The 4,206-nt window shown below is 63.4% G+C and carries 5 protein-coding genes and 1 pseudogene; 2 read left to right on the forward strand and 4 right to left on the reverse strand.

What is annotated here, in order from left to right:
• Nucleotides 1–215, forward strand: a 215-nt coding sequence (locus tag C8N44_RS23700; protein WP_210204221.1) for a hypothetical protein, incomplete at its 5' end; no start/stop codon positions are given.
• A gap of 257 nt (nucleotides 216–472) precedes the next feature.
• On the opposite strand, the gene arsH is transcribed toward C8N44_RS23700, so the two are convergent.
• The 4 genes from arsH to C8N44_RS22760 form a co-directional block, all read right to left on the reverse strand.
• A complete protein-coding gene (arsH, locus tag C8N44_RS22745) occupies nucleotides 473–1,183 on the reverse strand; it encodes an arsenical resistance protein ArsH (protein WP_107978967.1) in 711 nt (236 codons plus the stop codon).
• Nucleotides 1,180–1,578 carry an arsenate reductase (glutaredoxin) gene (gene arsC / locus C8N44_RS22750; RefSeq protein ID WP_107978968.1) on the reverse strand — a complete coding sequence of 133 codons (399 nt, stop codon included), beginning with the start codon at nucleotides 1,576–1,578 and terminating at the stop codon, nucleotides 1,180–1,182. The genes arsH and arsC overlap by 4 nt, the downstream gene beginning before the upstream one ends.
• 3 nt (nucleotides 1,579–1,581) lie before the next feature.
• Nucleotides 1,582–2,595 (reverse strand): ACR3 family arsenite efflux transporter, encoded by a 1,014-nt coding sequence (gene arsB / locus C8N44_RS22755; protein WP_107978970.1) that lies wholly within the window; start codon nucleotides 2,593–2,595, stop codon nucleotides 1,582–1,584.
• 126 nt (nucleotides 2,596–2,721) lie between these two features.
• Nucleotides 2,722–3,570, reverse strand: a complete 849-nt coding sequence (locus tag C8N44_RS22760) for an arsenate reductase/protein-tyrosine-phosphatase family protein (protein ID WP_107978969.1) — start codon at nucleotides 3,568–3,570, stop codon at nucleotides 2,722–2,724.
• A 436-nt stretch (nucleotides 3,571–4,006) separates the two neighbouring features.
• Here C8N44_RS22760 and C8N44_RS22765 point away from each other — a divergent pair.
• Nucleotides 4,007–4,206, forward strand: a pseudogene (locus C8N44_RS22765) (Fe(3+) ABC transporter substrate-binding protein); the annotation flags it as partial.

Raw genomic sequence — 4,206 nt, forward strand, 5'->3', positions numbered from 1 at the left:
CGCTTGAACTCGTCGCTGAACTTGCTGCTGCTCATCATGGCCTCCTTGCCTCAAAATTAGCGAAGAAGGCGTCCACAAGACACGGGGCTATTCAGTTCTTGCCGTTCGCTGCAGATGTCCAACAAGTGCGACGACTGCAAGCCACTCAAAGAGAGCTGACATGGACCGAAAATGCCCAGCGGCCAGCATCTTGGGACAGTTGCTCTGAGGACTGATGACCAGCGGGCGAGGTCCAAGCTCGCGAGGATCACTAGGGCCTATCTCTCGACCGGGAAATTGAGGTTGGAAAATAAAGTGCCCGAATTTCAGGCGAAGCCGAGGCTACCTGTGCCGTCAGAAGGGCCTTCCACTCGCCAGCATCGTTCCCTTGCTAGCACCCGAAGCTTGCCGTTCAGGCCGCAAGCGACGAAGGGTGACTTTGAGCTCAGTCAAGACTTTAAGCCGCGTCATCCGTCAGAGCCGACACACCAAATCAAAGTTTGGGCTGATTGACCCGCTTCGACAATTCGGCTGCGCTCTCGACGCGCTCGGAATAGCGGTCCGTCAGGGCGGCAGAGCGTCCGCGCACCATGTAGGTGAACTTTATCAGCTCCTCCATCACGTCGACGATCCGCAGGTAAAGCGGAGAGAGGCGCATCCGGGCCGCCTCGTCGAACTCGTCCCAGGCCTTCGGCACGGAGGACTGGTTCGGGATTGTGACCATGCGCATCCAACGCCCGAGGATGCGCATCTGGTTGACCGCGTTGAAGCTCTGCGAGCCGCCGCACACTTGGCAGACCGCCAGCGTCTTGCCCTGCGTCGGGCGCACACCTCCGAGCGACAGCGGGATCCAGTCGATCTGCGCCTTCATCACCGCCGACATCGCGCCATGCCGCTCGGGCGAGGACCAGACCATGCCTTCAGACCATGTGGCGAGCTCGCGCAGTTCCGCCACCTTCGGGTGATCGGCCTCGGCGCCGTCGGGCAGAGGCAGGCCCGTGGGGTCGAAATGTCGGACCTCCGCGCCCCAATGGGTCAGAAGTCGGCCTGCCTCTTCGGCGACGAGCCGCGAATAGGAACACGTGCGCAACGAGCCGTGCAGGATCAGGATGCGCGGGGCATGGCCGTCATCGTTCGCGCCTACGTAGTCTGCTGGATCGATGGGGTGCAGCTGATCGAGATCGATGTTCGGCAGATCGGTCACGGGATCACCACCTCTCCGTCCTCTTTGGTGAAGGTCCCAATGTCGGGGTTCTCGAGGATCTCGAGCACGGTCTCGGAAGGGCGGCAGAGCTTCGTGCCCTTATTGGTGATGACGATGGGGCGATTGATCAGGATCGGGTGCGCCATCATCGCGTCGATGAGCTCGGCATCCGCCAGCGAAGGGTCGTCGAGACCCAGCTCATCGAAGGGCGTGCCCTTGCGGCGCAGCAGGTCGCGGACCGAGAGGCCCATCTCGGCGATCAGCTCGATGAGCCGCTCGCGACTCGGCGGGGTCTCGAGATAGAGGATCACCTCGGGCTCGACGCCCGACTGGCGGATCATGGCGAGCACGTTCCGCGACGTGCCGCAGGCGGGGTTGTGATAGATGGTCATCATGAATCAGGCCTCCGGGAAACGCCGGCGGGTGCGGTTGGCAAAGGCCACGAGCGAGAGCATCACCGGCACCTCGACAAGCACGCCCACGACCGTGGCGAGCGCGGCGCCCGAATTGAGGCCGAAGAGGCTGATCGCCACGGCGACTGCCAGTTCGAAGAAGTTCGACGTCCCGATCATCGCGCAGGGCGCGGCGATGCGGTGCGGCACACGCAGCCACCAGGCCGCGCCGTATGCGAGCGCGAAGATGCTGTAGCTCTGGATCAGGATCGGCACGGCGATGAGCAGAATGACCAGCGGCCGGTTCAGGATCACGCTGCCCTGAAGTCCGAAGAGGATCGCGACCGTGGCGACGAGACCGATGATCGAGGCGGGTTTCACTCGGGCGGTGAAGGCCTCGATGCGCGCTTTCGACCCAAGCGCGCGACGCGTTGCCAGTCCGGCTGCCAGCGGCAGAACGACGTAGAGGATGGTCGCAAGGACGAGCGTCTCCCACGGGACTTCGATCTCCGTCACGCCCAGCAGCAGCGCCACGATGGGCGCGAAGGCGACGATCATGATGAGGTCGTTCACCGAGACCTGCACTAGGGTATAGGTCTCGTCCCCGCGCGTCAGCTGTGACCACACGAAGACCATCGCGGTGCAAGGCGCCGCGCCCAGAAGTATCAGGCCCGCGATGTATTGCGCGGCATCCTCGGGCGCGATGAACGGCGCGAACACCACCTCGAAGAACAACACCGCGAGCCCGGCCATGGTGAACGGTTTGATCAGCCAGTTGACCGCGAGCGTCACGATCAGGCCCTTTGGCTGGCGCGCGACGCCCGAGACCGCGCCGAAATCGACGCCGACCATCATCGGGTAGACCATCGCCCAGATGAGCACGGCGACGACGAGGTTGATCGAAGCGACCTCCGCCGCGGCGATTGCCTCGACGAGGCCGGGCGCGACCTGCCCTACGGCAATGCCCACCACCATGGCAAGCGCGACCCAAAGGCTCAGCCAGCGCTCGAAGCCGCCCATGGCGGGCGGGGCGGTATCCGTCGTGTCGGCCAAGACTGTCTCCTGTCGATATTGGCCCCGTGGCAACCACGTCGTGGATATACCCCGGGCCCATGGCGTCGATGTGAAAGTGGGTGTGTCGAGCGCTCAGGCGTCGGCGCCGGTGTCCATCCCTGCGATGCGGTCGACCGCTTTCTGGAGCGAGATCCGGTCCAGCGTTTCAAGCGGCAGCGCCGCGAATGCCAGAATACGGTTGCGCAGGACGCCATAGGCATGCTGGAAGGCGAGGCCTTTCTGGGCCTCGGTGCCGTCCGCCTTGACCGGATCGGGCATACCCCAATGCGCGCTGATCGGCTGGCCGCTCCACGCCGGGCAGTCCTCGTTGGCGGCCTGATCGCAGACGGTGAAGACGAAATCCAGGACCGGAGCGTCTGGGCCCTGGAACTCGCTGACGTTCTTCGCCCGCAGGGCAGATACGTCGTGGCCCTTGTCCTTCAGCACGGTGAGCGCGAAGGGGTTGAGCTCTGAGTAGGGCCGCGTTCCGGCCGAGAACGCTTCGAACTGATCGCCCGCCTCCTCCCGTAAGATGGATTCGGCGAAAATCGACCGGGCCGAGTTGCCGGTGCAGATGAACAGGACATTGAACTTGCGGTCGGACATGGTGATGGCTCCATCAAGGAGGGATGAGGTGAGGGACAAACAGAGATCCGGGCGCCCCCGGCAACAGTCGAGGAACAGCGTTTCGATCATCGTCTGCACGCCGCCGAGGTTCACACCGTAGAGCAGGGACGTCCCCTTCCGCCGCTGGGTCACGAGCCCCGCCTGGGTCAGGGCGCCGAGATAGGACGACAGTGTCGATGGCTTGATGCTCAGCGCAGCGGCCACCTCTCCAGCGGACAGGGCATCAGGCGCGCGCCGCACGAGGAGGCGAAAGATCGCGAGCCTCTGCGGGTGCCCGAGGGTGGTGAGCTGTGCAATGATGCCAAGAGATTCCATATTTCGAGAATATGGGAAATTAAACCTCAAGCAAGCAGTATTCGAAGCGTGCCGCAGTTCTTTAGGACGCCCAAATTTCTTACCCTTCAGGGAAACCAAAGACGCCCCCCCCCAAACACAGATGGCTGTTGGTGGGTATTTTATCATCCCTGAGACGAAGGGCGTGAAAGTCCGCTCACCGAAGTGCCGCGCGGATCAAGTTGAAGGGGCCGGTTTGGGCCCCAACGGCTTGGCGAATTGGGTCGGAAATGACTGGCGCAGCGCGGCGACTGACCAACGGAATTTGCATGGCGGCCAGGCTTTTCTGGACGTTCGGCAACGGTGCGGCTGCTACTCCAAAGGGGTGCGGAGCGCGTCGACCCGGCGGTAAGTCCGTTGCGTCGCAGGAGTGTCACAGGTCGCTGCTAGAGACCCCGGGACAAAACAGGAGACCCGCATGAAACGCATTGCCGCCCTTGCACTCGCCACGGTCGTCACCTCCGGAGGCCCCGTCCTCGCACAGAACGAAGATGTCTCGGGCACCCTCGTGCTCTACACTTCGCAGCCCGACGCCGATGCCCAGCAGACCGTCGACGCCTTCAGCGAAGCCTATCCCAACGTCGAGGTCGAATGGGTCCGCGACGGCACGACGCAGAT

Origin of the sequence: Allosediminivita pacifica (genome assembly GCF_003054175.1) — a bacterium.
Lineage (GTDB): Bacteria > Pseudomonadota > Alphaproteobacteria > Rhodobacterales > Rhodobacteraceae > Allosediminivita > Allosediminivita pacifica.

What these genes read in the sequence shown, in the direction of transcription:
- C8N44_RS22760 (WP_107978969.1), bottom strand. Translation starts at nt 3,570, where the DNA reads ATGGAATCTCTTGGCATCATTGCACAGCTCACCACCCTCGGGCACCCG.
- arsB (WP_107978970.1), bottom strand. Translation starts at nt 2,595, where the DNA reads ATGGGCGGCTTCGAGCGCTGGCTGAGCCTTTGGGTCGCGCTTGCCATG.
- arsC (WP_107978968.1), bottom strand. Translation starts at nt 1,578, where the DNA reads ATGATGACCATCTATCACAACCCCGCCTGCGGCACGTCGCGGAACGTG.